The sequence below is a fragment of the Vibrio sp. Vb1337 genome, assembly GCF_033338715.1.
In the GTDB taxonomy this organism is placed as follows: Bacteria; Pseudomonadota; Gammaproteobacteria; order Enterobacterales; family Vibrionaceae; genus Vibrio; species Vibrio alginolyticus.
The window spans coordinates 145,427-159,671 of the sequence record NZ_JAWOTD010000003.1; the positions used below are offsets into that span (position 1 = coordinate 145,427).

Genomic DNA, 14,245 nt, shown 5'->3' on the forward strand with positions numbered 1-14,245 from the left:
TTGTGGTCTGAAATCCAAGCCGGTACGAGGTGATGAAAATACAGTTACACGGTAGCTATACGTTGCTGTCTTGCTGCAAACGAATGGCAATATTGCGTGTCTGGACGTAGCTATAAATCGCTTCTTGTCCTTTTTCTCGCCCAAACCCGGACAAGCCCACGCCACCAAATGGTGTTTCGATGCCACCAGCAAACCATTCATTGATGAACACTTGTCCACCACGCAGTTGCTGTGCCACACGCAATGTTTGGTTTAGGCTTTCACCAAAGACACCAGCGACTAGGCCAAAATCGGTGCCATTCGCGATTTCAACAGCCTCTTGATCGGTTTCAAACGGTGTAATTACCAGTACAGGACCAAACACTTCTTCTTGAGCAATACGCATATCTGGTGAGGCTTCAATCACCGTTGGTGCCACAAAGTAACCCGATAAATCAGGTGCGTAGCCACCCGTTAGGATATTCGCGCCGTCGGCTTTTGCTTGTTCTATCATTTCAAGCACGCGCGCTTGTTGATCAGCCGATACCAAGGGTGTGATGTCCGGCTGGCTTTCGCCTTGACCAATAGTTAGGCTTTTTGCCATTTCCACTACCGCCGCTTTTACTTCTTCATAACGCTCTTTTTGAATCAGCAAACGAGACATTGCCGAGCACACTTGACCAGCGTTAAAGAAAATACCGACCTGGACGCTTTTCAAAAGTGTTTCGAGGCTCACATCTTTCAGTGCGATAGCGGCCGATTTACCACCCAGCTCCATCACAGATGGTGTGGCGCGTTGCGCTGAATCTTGCAGGATGCGTTGGCCAGTTGGAACAGAACCCGTAAAGACAATTTGATCGACCTCTTGGTGCTGCACCAAATGACTGCCAACGACTGAGCCTTTGCCACATAGCAAGTTAATCGTGCCTTTTGGGAAGCCCGCTTTTTCAATCGCTTTAATCAACAACGTCATAGCGAGTGGGGAAATCTCTGGCGATTTGATCACCACTGCGTTACCAGCAGCTAATGCAGGAGCTAATGAGCGTGCACAAATAGAAACTGGGAAATTCCACGGCACAATCTGCACTGACACACCAACCGGCACATATTGGGTGAAATCGACATAATCTTTACCCAACGGAATTGACGAGCCTTCCAGCTTGTCGGCCATGCCAGCGTAGTATTCGAAGTAACGTGCCGATTCTAAAAACTCATCTTTGGCATCTTGCAAAGATTTCCCATTTTCACGGCAGGCAACTAACCCACCTTCATCAACCATTTCACGAATAGCCGCGGCGGCTTTTAACATCCACTCGGTTCTGACGGCTGGACGAACGTCCGAAAGAAGACCTTGATTGACTACTCGACGTGCCGCTGCCATTGCGCGATCTGCATCGATGATAGTGGCTTCTGCAATCGTCGCATACGCTTCGGCTGTTCCAGGGTTCATGACGGTCAGCGCTTGCTCTGAATCGCACCACTCACCATCAATATAATTAAGGTAATGCATCATCTTACTGCTCCAGTGCCGCTTTCACTTGCTTTGCCAACCAGGTTTGGAAGAAATGCGTCGGAACATCCATTTCTGGTGAGAACACACCACCACCAAAGCCAGGTGAGTAACGACCTTCCTGCATGCCCTCGACCGCTCCAATATCTTCGCCGAATACGACTCGCCATGACTCAACGGTAGCAGTACGGCACGCAGCGAACTCATCTTTCGTTGCTTCATCACCCACATAGAAAACACGTAGGTGCTCAACACTCTTATTCGCAGTGATTGGTTCAATCATCATCGCAAAGGCATGATCGGCTTGAATACCAAGCAACACGTTTGGAAAGAGTGCAACGTATTCTGCATGACGCAGTTTATCTTCTGGCCAGCTTGGAAATTTAGGTAAGTGTGTTCCTGCAGTATCAGAGAGGTTGTATGCGAGACTACCTTGGCCAGCAAAACGCTCTGCAAACATGATGTTGTAGTGATCCTCTAGGCGAGAATAACTATTCAAACTCGGATGCACCCAAGGTAAGTGGTAAGCTTCACAGTAGTTTTCTACGGCAAGCTTCCAGTTACTTTTCACTTCTATCTCTAAGTTGCCACCCATGTTCACGCGGCGAAGAAGCCCTAATCCTTCTTCACCTAAGAATTGCTGCCAACGTTGCTCTAGCGGCGCGATATGGTCTTCAAAGCTGTCTGCATTGCCCGATAAGTTGACGAATACCATGTCCATCCAAATGGCTGAACGAAGTGGCTTAAGGCCGTGCTTTTCACACTTAAATCGATCATCTTTATGTTTTGCGATACCACCAATGTGTGGTGTGCCTTTTAGATTGCCGTCAAGATCGTACGTCCATGAATGGTAAGGACAGCGAATCATGCCTTGAACTTCGCCTGCCTCATGAACCAGCTTCATACCACGATGACTACATACGTTGTGGAAAACTTGGACTTCACCTTGGCGATTTCTCATCATGAGTAGTGGAAGATTCATGAAATCAAGTGGCATCACATAACCATTTTTAAGCAGGTCTGATGCAAAACCAATACATACCCAAGTGTTACCAAACACCTGATCACGCTCAAAAGTAAAATACTCTTCGCTGGTGTAGGCCTGATTCGGCATTCCTGTTGCTTCACTGATTGGGTTCAGTACATTATCAACAAGTTCAACAGGAATAATGGTTTGGTTGACATTGCTCATATTCTTATCTCCGAGAGTCGAGTTGCATCCAGTGCGTACAACATCGTGTTGTGTTAGTGGAGATGATTTTGATTAACAACCCGGCAACAAACAAACGACTTTTTCGCCGGGCTTGGATGAGTTTTTGTCATTCATGCATTGATCTCAAACAAAAAATAACCTTTTAATTAACAATAATCTTCTTGTCATGATTAATACTCATTAACCGATGAGTATTAATCAGTTGAAACACAAAAGCCCTCTCTCTACTCTCTTTCAAAAATTAACAATAACGCAACAAACAATAACGCTAAAACAAACGCACTGTGAGGGATGCCTATGAGAGCAACATCTGGGATATTGAAAGGACTCAATCCGACTGTGACAATCGCATCAAAGATCGTCGTTATCGGTTTTGTACTTTTCTGCGCCATTCTCGCCAATCAAGCGGGCCAATACTTCGAAACGATTTCCGGTATTTTGCTACAGAATATGAAGTGGTTTTACATCGGACTTGTTTCACTCGTTGTCGGTTTTCTTCTTTACCTTATGGTTAGTCGATATGGGCATATTCGTTTGAGTAAAGATGACGAAAAACCAGAGTTTAGTTATTTGTCTTGGGTATCCATGCTTTTTTCCGGAGGCATGGGGATAGGCTTAATTTTCTGGTCGGTCGCCGAACCGATGTGGCATTACGCTGACAACCCATTTACTCAAGGCCTGACCAATGAAGCCGCAACAACATCAATGAAACTGACATTCTTTCACTGGGGTCTACATCCTTGGTCTGTCTTTATCATTGTTGCACTCGCATTAGCTTACTTTTCCTACCGTAAAGATCTGCCTTTTACCCTACGCTCTATCTTGTACCCTTTGATTGGTGATCGTATTTATGGGCCTATCGGACACACGGTTGATATCCTAACAGTCGCGGTGACTGCTTTCGGTATCTCTCAAACCTTGGGGATGGGAGTTATCCAAATAAACTCTGGTTTGAATCAAGCCTTTGGTCTAGATATTAGTTTGGGGATTCAACTCTTTATTATCGTTTCCCTTTGTACTTGTGCGGTTGCGTCGGTGCTATCTGGTGTAGGAAAAGGTATTCGCCGTTTATCAGAATGGAACATGCTGCTCTCACTCGCACTCGTGCTAGTCGTACTTTACATTGGTCCAACTCGCTATATCTTAAATACGCTACTCGAAAGTACGGGGCTTTATGCACAAAACATTGTCGGTATGAGCTTATGGAGCGATGCACAGAATGACTCTGGCTGGCAAAACTGGTGGACGGCTTATTACTGGCCTTGGTGGATGACTTGGGCACCTTTCGTTGGCATGTTTGTGGCTCGTATCTCTAAAGGACGCACAATACGTGAACTTATCGGTGGCGCATTAATCGTACCTACGCTAATCACGTTTTTATGGATTTCAGTATTTGGTGGTGCAGCGTTGAAGGTAGAGCAAGACGCTCGTTTTGCTCATCAAGAGCAAGTCACTGCGGCACAAGAAGCCAAACAAATACCACCTGCGGATTTTTCTGGCGGCCCGATTCTTGAAGCGACTAAAGCCGATACGACGCGCGCTTTGTTTACGCTATTCGACAATCTAGATACAGGTATGTTTGGTAAACTCCTTAGCGTGCTTGCGTGTCTATTGCTCGGTACTTATTTCATTACCTCCGCAGACTCGGGTACCTTGGTTCTATGTACCCTCGATGCCGCTGGGCACAGTGAGCCTCCTACCTCTATACGCGTATTGTGGGGGATCATGATCGCCGCCATTGCGGGAGTGCTTCTATACGCCGGAGGGTTAAAAGCAATGCAAACGGCCTCCATTATTGCCGGTTTCCCTATCGCGATTTTTATCGCGGTGATGAGCTTAACGCTGTTCCATAGTATTCGACGCGAACCTAAGCCATGGGCAATGCTTCCTGAGCATGTTCACCCAGAGCAAGAGAAACTTGATGGTCCTGTTGAACCGCTTGTTGAAAGCAAAACTGTGGCTTCCGAGCCTATCGCTTCAACATCCTCGCTGAAAGATGATTCCACACTCAATCAAGGACCAGCACTCACTTAGTGCGTCGTTTCATAAATCAATAAAAACAAAGCGGGAACTAGTACTCCCGCTTTTTTAACATGACCAAACTCTGTTATTTTCTCTGCTTACTGATTTAGGCTAAACCTCGATCACCTACCTCATCTGGCAACTGTTGCAAAAGCCACTCTCTAAAACGCTTGACGCTTGCTGGGATTAAACCTCTATTTTTAGGTTCAAGCATAGAGAAATTGGAAGGTGTTGAAAGCACGTGTTCGACTGGCCTAACCAAAGCACCGCTTTGTAAATAGTCGTCCACTAATGACCCCCAGGCTAACGCGATGCCCTGACCATTAATTGCCGCTTGTAACAGCATTGGATAGTTATTGATGTTCATGCGATTACGAGGCGAAATATTTGGCAATCCTACACTCGCAAACCACTGCTCCCAATTCACCCAATCTCTTTGAGACTCTTCCAGATAGAGTAACGTTTTATTGAAGATTTCTTCTGGCTCACTAGGCTGGCCGATTTTCTCTAAATAAAGCGGGCTACACACAGGGAATACCTCTTCTGAAAATAGCGTTGTCACGTCCATTTCCGCAGGTGGAGTGCGACAATAAAACAAGGCTATATCGCAATCTAATCGGCGTAAGTCCAACACATTATCTGAGGCCAATATTCTTATATCGATGTCATCATGTTCATTTTGAAATTGAGCAACCTTAGGCAACAACCACAAGGCTGCCATTGCATTTGTCGTCGCAACCGTGATCTTTTGTTCGCCCTGCCACTTCTTCACTTCACCCGTGATTTGAGCAATATCGAGCAAAGATTGGCTGACAGCTTGATAATATTGAAGACCTGTAGGCGTTAAATTAATGCTTCGATTGGCTCGCGTGAACATAGCCTTGCCTAAGTATTCTTCTAATTGTCTAATTTGGCGACTGATAGCACCTTGGGTCACGTTTAGCTCGTCAGCGGCTAACGTAAAACTCAAGTGCCGCGCCGACGCTTCAAACGCAACGAGGCTATTTAAAGGTGGGAGAGGTTTGATTTTCATGTATCTTCCAGTAAGGCAGTATTGTAATTATTTTTATTCCCGGCAATCTTATGTTGCACGTGGATAATGCCATTCTGGACAACACCTCAAAAACGACAATTTATAAATGATAAAAAATAGAGATGAATCATAAATTGTTGTGAGAGAGACTGCCGTATACAGTTTCGTGGCTACAACAAGCACAAAAAGAGGAGCAGTTACTCCTCTTTTGCCTAGCCTTTTGCTCACTTTGTACGAGTTAGCCCATTTACCCTATTGCCAGTTTAGTACTCGCGTAACGCGCTTTTTTCTTTCTTGGACTGGCTAAGAAGTACGCTAATGTAAGAGGCCCTAATCGTCCCATAAACATCATGAAGATGATCACTAACTCACCTGGTTCGGACAAACTGCCCGTTAAGCCTCGCGATAACCCAACCGTACCCAGTGCCGAGACCGCTTCGAACATAATATCTAACATAGACGCTTTCTCTGTCAGTAACAGCGTGAATATGGCAAACCAAGTCACCCCCACCGAGATCAGAGTCAGCGCCAATGCCTTGCTGATGGTCTCTTTGGGAATCTCGCGTTGAAATGCATAGGTTGCTTCATCGCGACGCAAATAGCTGTAAGTTGCCAAGACCAATACCATAAATGTCACAACTTTAATGCCACTTGCCGTACTCAATGAACCACCGCCGATAAACATCAACACCAGAATGATCGCCGTTGTGGCATCTTCCAACTGATCGATAGCTAAAGTGTTGAACCCTGCCGTTCTTGGCGTCACCGCTTGAAACCACGATGCCCACCATTTCCCTGCTTCGCTCAACGGGGCAAGCGTGTTGGGGTTGTCATATTCAATCAGATAAATCGCGATAAGTGCCACCACGTTAATGATCATCGTGCCTAAGATCATCATTCGACTGTAAACGGTGAGTCGATGCCAACGGCGATTGCGTTTTAAGTCAATCCAAACCGAGAAGCCTAAACCACCAATAATGAACAAACTGGTAATGGTGAAGTTAACGACCGGGTCGTCCACGTAAGGCATTAAGCTATCGGCACTCAACGCAAAACCTGCATTGTTAAACGCACTGATGGTGTAGAAGAAACCATGGAACAAACTGGTTTCCCAGCCCAGCTCTTCACTCCAATAAACGCTCAAAATAGTGAAACCAATAAGTTCAACGAGCAGAGCGAACATCAATACAGATTTAGCAGTGGCAATGAGTGTCGACGAGTCAGTTTGGTTGAACGCCTCTCTCGCGACGGCTCGCTCCAAAAAGCCAATTTTTCCGCCCAGAGCCAGCAAGGTCACGATGGCAAACGTCATCAAACCTAGGCCACCACATTGAATCAGGAAAGCAATAACCACTTGCCCAAAAGGCGTAAACGCCGTGCCCGTGTCCACCACAACTAATCCCGTCACCGTAATGGCCGATGTCGCAGTAAACAGGCTTTGAATCCAAGTGATGGGCTCTGTGGTGGCAATCGGCAGTTTGAGTAAGATCGTGCCGAGCATGATCAAGCACGCAAAGCTGAGGCTAAGTATCAGCGGCGGTGCGCCCAACAATTTTTTGCCCGCTTTGGGTTTTCGCTCGATCGGGATAATAGAGGGATGCCACAAAACCATGTTACACCAACCTTGGAGCGACGTATTTCAGCTCAGCGCGACTACCACAAAGCAACAGCGTGTCGAACTCATTAAGCACAAACTCATCATTGATATTGGTGTAGACGGCTTCTTCGCGCTTCACCAAGATAGGCTGAATGTTGTAACTGCCTCGGCTGATCAACTTAGAAAGCGGTGTATCGTGCAGATTGGATTTAACGTGGATTTCCACCACATACAAACCATGACCCATTTCCAAATAGTTGTTCACCATCGGATAGTTGAGTGCCTGCGCGACTCTTACGCCCATCTCCTCTTCCGGATGAATAATGCGTTGTACACCAAGCTTAGACACGATGGTGTGGTGCGCTTTGGTGCTCGCTTTGACCCAAATGGATTTCACACCCAGATTTTTCAGCGCCAGCGTACACAACAAACTGGCTTGCATGTCTTCGCCAATCGCCACCAACACCACATCACTGTTCGCTAACGCTAATTCTCTGAGTGCACCTTCGTCTGTTGCGTCACATATGACCGCTTGCGTTAACTCCTCGACGTATTTTTCGACGATTTTCGGGTCGCTATCCACCCCCGTTACGGTGTGTCCAAGATGAATAAGTTCTAAGCTGGCGGCAACGCCAAATCGCCCTAGACCAATTACTGTAAAGTGAGCCATATCAATACCTAACTGTGTTTTATGTATAGAAAATGCTAATGCGTTAAGGGCTAGACTGATTTTCCGTCACGGAAAATAGGCAACACGAATCCTGTTCGAGTGCCGATAACCAGCACTAAACCTTGGCATTAACGTTGATTAAATTTGGAATTTAGTGGTGCTTGGACGCCTCTAGCACTAAACGATAACCCAGCCCCGGCTCGGTTTTTAAGAGCCGCTGTTCGTCAGCACTATCGTTCAGTTTTTTGCGTAGTTGACTCACTAACACGCGTAAGTAGTGAGTATCTTCGACATGACTTTTTCCCCAAATCACCGCTAGCAAATGAGTTTGCTCAATGAGTTTTCCCGGTTTGAGAATCAACTGTTCAATGAATGAAAACTCTTTCTTGGTGAGTGGAATTTCCCTCTGATCTAACCAAAATTGGTGAGTACTTTTGATGATTTTGACTCGGCCAGCCACCAGCTCATCAGCGATGGATTGCTCATCCACCAAATCTCGAACCAACACTTTGATGCGCGCGATGAGCTCTTTTACGCCAAAAGGCTTGCTCAAGTAATCATTTGCGCCCGCTTCTAAAAGGCGGATTTTTTCCTCTTCTTGATCGCGAGCTGTCAGCACTAGCACTGGCGTTTTATACGTCTGACGAAGCGTAGTGAGAAACTCCGCCCCATCGCCGTCGGGCAAGCCTAAATCTAGCAGAATGACGTGCGGCGAATACGCTTCGAAACACGCTTTGGCTTCTGCAATGGTACTCGCGCCAATGTAATCAAACCCTTCAGCAGACAGCGAAATTCGAATAAAGGTATGAATGCGAGGCTCATCGTCCACGACTAAAACTTTGTAACTCACGCCTGCTCTGCTCCTTGATTGAGTGGAAGTCGAATGCGGATCAGCGTCCCTTCTGATACTGGCATAGATTGAATATATCCTCGGTGTGCGGTGATGATGCCTTTGGCAACCGCGAGTCCCATTCCGGTGCCTGAATCGGCCGATTTGTTGTTCACACCGGAATAGAAAAGGTTGAATATTTTTTCCGCATCTTCAGCTTTGATGCCAATCCCGATGTCCCGAACATCAATCACGCACGACGAACCCTGCTTAGAAAGAGAAACCTCAACAGATTCATTCTCTGGTGAAAATCGCATGGCATTATCCAACACATTAAAAATAGCTTGTTCGATGAGCGAACGACTTACGGATAAATAACCAACGGAATCATCCATATTCATGGACACTTTCTCGGTGTAATTCGGCAAACGAGAAACCGCATCCCGCACAATATCTGCAATCAGCTCATCTTTTTTGGTAATTTTTAATGTGCCATGCTGGAGCTTAGTCGCCTGTAAAAGGTTCTCGATATATTGGTGCAAACGGTGGCTTTCTGAAGTCGCACTGTCGAGCAATTCTTTGCGCTCTAAGTCATTGAGCTTGGGCATGTACTCGTTGAGTGTGGTCAATGTTCCAATAATGGTTGCCAGCGGCGTGCGTAGGTCATGGGACACCGATAGCAGGATGCTGTTTTGCAGCTTGGTTTGTTTTAACTCGCCCTGCTGGCGACGATAAAGATCCGCAAAGGTGCTGGTGATCAATGCCACCACCATAAACACGACTAAATTAAAAATGTCTTCCGGACGAAACATCTGCAAAGAGTAACGAGGCGTCGTGAAAAAGAAGTTGAAGCTCAACGCTTCGATCACCGCCGCCGCATAAGCGAATCGCGAGTTGCATTGAAACGCCACCACCACGACCGCTAACTGTAAAATCAGCAGGACTGCGGCTGTAGAGCCAAACAGTTGGTCTAACAACCATGAGACGACAACCGCGCCAACAATCACGGTAGTAGAAAAGAGAAAGGTGTTATCTCGCCATTGAACAAACATAAAATACATCAACCAAAATTCGATGTAGAAAACTTTAGCAAAAGCCCATTCGGAGTTCGCGTAAAAAAAGCGTAAAAAATTCAATAACGACAGTGAGTTATAAACATAATCATCATTAAGTTGGCCTAACTCAATGAATAATCACAAGTTAACGTTGCCCATTAACGCCTACTTACTCGGTATAAACGACAGACACAAAAAAGAGGAGCATTTGCTCCTCTTTCGTGTAGCGTCATATTAGATGACTTGCAGTTTAGCATCACCTTGCTCAGACAAAAATCCGCCGGTTTGATGCTTCCACAACTGAGCGTAAACACCACCCAATTGCAGCAGCTCGTAATGCGAGCCTTGCTCAATGATTTTGCCGTCATCCATTACAATCAAACGATCCATCGCGGCAATCGTTGATAAACGGTGAGCAATCGCAATCACTGTTTTTCCTTCCATCAGAACTTCAAGGTTTTCTTGAATTGCCGATTCTACTTCTGAATCAAGTGCAGACGTTGCTTCATCCATGATCAAAATTGGCGCGTTTTTCAGCAGAACGCGAGCAATCGCCACACGTTGACGCTGACCACCAGACAGCTTCACACCGCGTTCACCCACTTCAACGTCATAGCCAACGTTACCTTGCTCGTCTCGTAGAGATTGAATGAAATCATGAGCATGTGCTTTCTCAGCAGCTGCGATAACGGCATCCATTGAAGCATCTGGATCACCGTAAAGAATGTTCTCTTTAATTGAACGATGCAGCAAAGAGGTGTCTTGCGTGATCATACCGATGTGTTGGCGAAGAGACTCTTGTTCAACTTGAGAAATGTCCTGTCCATCAATACAAATCTTACCCGTATTCACATCGTAAAAACGCAGCAACAAGTTAACCAACGTGGATTTACCTGCCCCAGAGCGACCGACAATGCCGACTTTTTCGTCCGGTTTAATGGTCAGATTCAAGTTCTCAAATACTGCCTTTTCATCACTGTAGTTAAAACCTACGTGATCAAAGCAGATCTCACCTTGGGAGATTTGCAAAGGCTTAGCATTTGGTACATCTTTCACTTCAACATCGTTTGAAATCGTATTGATGCCGTCCACTACCGTGCCAATGTTTTCAAACAGCGCGCTAACTTCCCACATGATCCACTTCGACATACCTTGTACGCGCAATGCAATACTGATGGCAATCGCAATAGCACCAATTGTTACAGCGTGATCTAGCCATAGATAAACCGAAATGGCACTAATAGACATCAGCAGCAAATAGTTGATGGCATCCACACTAAACAGTAAACAAGTCACCATGCGCATTTGGCGGTAAACCGTCACCAAAAATTGCTTCATGCTGCTTTCTGCGTATTCCAACTCTCGTTGCGAGTGCGCGAATAGCTTTACGGTAGATATGTTGGTGTAAGAATCGACAATGCGCCCAGTCATTACAGAACGAGCATCCGCTTGCTCCGTCGCTACTTGTTTCATTTTAGGGATAAAGTAGAACTGGATAACCGCGTACATTCCTATCCAAATCACAATAGGTAGCATTAGCAAACCATCGGCTTCGCCCATCATCCAAAGCATCGAAAGAAAATAAACGCTGATATAAACCAGTACATCCACCAGCTTCATGACCGTTTCTCGTACCGCTAACGCACTTTGCATCACTTTGGTCGCAACTCGGCCTGCAAAGTCACGCTGGAAAAATCCAACCGCTTGTTTTAGCAAGTAACGGTGAATCAACCAACGGATAGACATCGGGTAGTTACCCAATAACGTTTGGTGCATCACCATTGAGTGGACAAAACCGAGAGCTGGCATCACAACCGCCACTAAGAACAGCATCATTAGCATGCGCTCACCCTGGTCTTGCCAGAATGTTGCGCGATCTTGATTAGAGAGAATATCGACGAGCTCGCCCATATAACGCAACAGCGTCACCTCAGTAATGGCAATAAGCGCACTGAACACAGCCATAACGAGTAAAGGGGCTTCAAAGCCACGAGTGTAAAAACGACAAAAGCCAAATAGCGTCTTCGGTGGCTTTTCGGTTTCCATCTGGGGAAAGGGTTGGGTCAGCTTTTCAAACCAATTGAACATAACAATGACTTTAGGTACCGCGAATGAATTTGCGAACGTTTTACTATCTTTTGATACAAAAGTCAGTAAAATACCGAAACAAAAGCTCAAATGATAATAATTACAATTAAGCTTAGCGTTAATCATAATTATCGGGAATAGATTTATGCAAAAGAATAACTCACTGACCATCGCTATCCGCAACGCGTTGGTTTGTGCTTTAGCACCTACAGCAGTGGTTGCATTCACAGCACAAGCTCAAGAAGACGTCGTACAAGATGACGTGATTGCCATGGAGACCATAACGGTCACCGCGCAAGCACTTAAAGTAGAAACCCCGGCAGCAGAAACGCCGCGCAGCGTATCTATCATTTCTGAAGATGAACTTCGTGTTCGTGCACCGAAAAAGCTAGATGAAGCATTACGCTACACGTCTGGTGTAACCGCTCAGCCTTATGGCGCAGACAACGACACTGATTGGTTCAAAGTTCGTGGATTTGATGCAGCGACTTACCTAAACGGCAACCGCCTATTCCGCGATGGTTACTACACATGGTTGGTCGAACCTTACGGCCTAGAAAGTGTAGAAGTCGTTAAAGGTCCATCGGCTATTCTGTTTGGTGAATCGGCACCAGGCGGTATCGTGAATGCTGTTCAGAAAAAACCAACGTTTACGCCTCAAGGCGAAGTAAAAGTCGAAGTTGGCAACAACCAACACCAATCCGTAGGTTTTGACATTGCTGACGAAGCAAACGACGCAGGCACTGTGCGCTATCGTTTGGTTGGCTTGATAACAAGCCAAGATGGTGAACTGGACGGCACAAATAACGAGCGTTTCTACCTAGCGCCAAGTGTCGAGTTCGACATTTCTGACCGTACAATGCTGACCGTTTTGGCAACTTACCTTCATGATGACGGTGTACCAACTAACCCATTCTTCCCGGCAGCAGGTACTCTGATTGGTTCTAACTTTGGCAAAATCGATCCTTCGACTAACCTTGGTCAGCCAAACTACGATAAATACGAACGCACGCAGTTTTCTCTAGGTTACTTACTAGAGCACGACATCAATGACACGTGGTCACTCTCGCAAAACCTCAACTACGGTTCGAATGAGTTGTACTTGCGCAGCTCTTACGCGTTCTCAAACAACGATCCAGCGAAAGAAGAGTTAACGCAAGGCATCGTATTCCGTGACGGAAAAAACCAGAGCATCACGTTCGATAACAATGCTGTCGGCAACTGGATGACAGACAACGCAGAGCACACAGTGCTTATCGGTATGGATCTGCAATTCCACAAAACCGATGGCGACGAGCAGGACAACTATGCATTTGGCACCATCAATCCGTGGAACCCAGTTTACGGCAACTTCACCCCTCTTGATCCTGCCAACAACGTGAAACGTGAGATTGAGAAATCTCAAGCAAGTCTCTATTCACAATACCAATTGAAACTGCATGAACAGTGGATTGGTAACATCGGTGCTCGTTACGACTGGGTGAAAACAGAAAACTCTGGCAAAGGCGCTACCGTTGATCAAAGTGAATCTCGTGATGATGGTCAGCTATCTCTAAGTGCGGGTGTGATGTACCTTGCAAACAATGGCCTGTCACCTTACGCAAACTACTCTCAGTCGTTTGAAGTGATCAGCACTATTGATACGGCAACCAATGAACTTTACAAACCGCTGGAAGGCGAGCAAGTAGAAGTGGGGGTGAAGTATGAGCCAAGCTTTATGGATGGCTTTATCAACCTTGCATGGTTCGACATCACGCAAAAGAATGCATTGGTCACAAACCCATCAACATGGATTGCGACACAAACAGGTGAAGTGACATCTCAAGGTGTTGAGCTAGAAAGCACGGCGCAGCTAACCGACGATCTAAAACTGATGGCAAGCTACACCTACACTAAAGCGAAAACAGATGAGAGCTTTGGCCAAGGTAAAAAACAAGCCGCACTTATTCCTGAGCACCAAGCTTCTGCATGGGTAGACTACAGCGCCTACAGCCTGATTCCAGGCCTCAATATCGGTACTGGTGTGCGCTACGTAGGTGAGTCAAAAGATAACCCTAAGAGCTCGAACCTAACGGTTCCTTCAGTCACTCTTTGGGATGCGTCAGTCACTTACGACATCACTTCACAGTGGCAAGCACAGCTAAACGTGAACAACATCCTAGATAAAGAGTTTGTTTCAGGTTGCGATTACTGGTGTTACTACGGCCAGTCTCGCTCTGTTATGCTAAACGCAAACTACCGCTGGTAAT

General features: G+C 46.1%; 10 protein-coding genes. 2 read left to right on the plus strand and 8 right to left on the minus strand.

Annotation, left to right across the window (positions count from 1 at the left end; translation table 11 throughout):
* Positions 1-55: 55 nt before the first annotated feature.
* Both R7E42_RS04430 and R7E42_RS04435 read right to left on the minus strand, forming a co-directional pair.
* Positions 56-1,492: an aldehyde dehydrogenase family protein gene (locus R7E42_RS04430; RefSeq protein WP_191116088.1), complete on the minus strand. Its 1,437-nt coding sequence runs from the start codon at positions 1,490-1,492 to the stop codon at positions 56-58.
* Between the two features lies 1 nt (position 1,493).
* Positions 1,494-2,681: an aromatic ring-hydroxylating oxygenase subunit alpha gene (locus R7E42_RS04435; RefSeq protein WP_191116089.1), complete on the minus strand. Its 1,188-nt coding sequence runs from the start codon at positions 2,679-2,681 to the stop codon at positions 1,494-1,496.
* A gap of 318 nt (positions 2,682-2,999) precedes the next feature.
* Here R7E42_RS04435 and R7E42_RS04440 point away from each other — a divergent pair, with 318 nt between their 5' ends.
* Entirely contained in the window at positions 3,000-4,736 is a 1,737-nt protein-coding gene (locus tag R7E42_RS04440) for a BCCT family transporter (RefSeq protein WP_318072374.1), read from the plus strand.
* Positions 4,737-4,830: 94 nt separating this feature from the next.
* Here R7E42_RS04440 and gcvA read toward each other — a convergent pair whose 3' ends face one another.
* The 6 genes from gcvA to R7E42_RS04470 all read right to left on the minus strand — a co-directional run bounded on the left by gcvA (position 4,831) and on the right by R7E42_RS04470 (position 11,996).
* Complete coding sequence (gcvA, locus tag R7E42_RS04445; RefSeq protein WP_047103923.1) at positions 4,831-5,757, minus strand: transcriptional regulator GcvA; 927 nt, start codon at positions 5,755-5,757, stop codon at positions 4,831-4,833.
* A gap of 247 nt (positions 5,758-6,004) precedes the next feature.
* Positions 6,005-7,369 carry a TrkH family potassium uptake protein gene (locus R7E42_RS04450; RefSeq protein ID WP_017635308.1) on the minus strand — a complete coding sequence of 455 codons (1,365 nt, stop codon included), beginning with the start codon at positions 7,367-7,369 and terminating at the stop codon, positions 6,005-6,007.
* 1 nt (position 7,370) lies between these two features.
* Positions 7,371-8,024, minus strand: a complete 654-nt coding sequence (locus tag R7E42_RS04455; protein WP_005375180.1) for a potassium channel family protein — start codon at positions 8,022-8,024, stop codon at positions 7,371-7,373.
* 151 nt (positions 8,025-8,175) lie between these two features.
* A complete protein-coding gene (locus R7E42_RS04460; RefSeq protein ID WP_258497754.1) occupies positions 8,176-8,874 on the minus strand; it encodes a response regulator transcription factor in 699 nt (232 codons plus the stop codon).
* A complete protein-coding gene (locus R7E42_RS04465) occupies positions 8,871-9,905 on the minus strand; it encodes a DUF4118 domain-containing protein (RefSeq protein WP_318072375.1) in 1,035 nt (344 codons plus the stop codon). The genes R7E42_RS04460 and R7E42_RS04465 overlap by 4 nt, the downstream gene beginning before the upstream one ends.
* A 237-nt stretch (positions 9,906-10,142) precedes the next feature.
* Positions 10,143-11,996: an ABC transporter ATP-binding protein gene (locus R7E42_RS04470; RefSeq protein ID WP_318072376.1), complete on the minus strand. Its 1,854-nt coding sequence runs from the start codon at positions 11,994-11,996 to the stop codon at positions 10,143-10,145.
* A gap of 145 nt (positions 11,997-12,141) precedes the next feature.
* Here R7E42_RS04470 and R7E42_RS04475 point away from each other — a divergent pair, with 145 nt between their 5' ends.
* Positions 12,142-14,244, plus strand: coding sequence for a TonB-dependent siderophore receptor (locus tag R7E42_RS04475; RefSeq protein WP_318072377.1), 2,103 nt, complete (start codon positions 12,142-12,144; stop codon positions 14,242-14,244).
* Position 14,245 lies beyond the last annotated feature (1 nt).